1 pseudogene is annotated in these 233 nt (G+C 57.1%); it reads right to left on the reverse strand.

Annotated features, from left to right (window positions below):
• Positions 1-233, reverse strand: a pseudogene (locus BG74_RS16345) (Lon protease family protein); the annotation flags it as partial.

The raw sequence follows: 233 nt of genomic DNA on the forward strand, positions 1-233 counted from the left end.
ATGAGCCACTGCGGACATAATGGCAGCTGGCACTGATCACCGCTGTAGCGGACCGACTGTCGCACCAGCGTCGGCCAAGCATCGGCACTCAGTAGCGGTAATCCCTGGCGGTGCGCGAGTGTATTTACCCAAGCGCACCATTGGGTCATCTCCTCCACACCTGCAATGCGCAATTCGGACTCGAATTCGCCATACAGCGCTAAACTGGTAAGCTCGGGCTCCAAATCGTTAAG

It is taken from the genome of Sodalis-like endosymbiont of Proechinophthirus fluctus (genome assembly GCF_001602625.1).
Classification (GTDB): Bacteria; Pseudomonadota; Gammaproteobacteria; order Enterobacterales; family Enterobacteriaceae.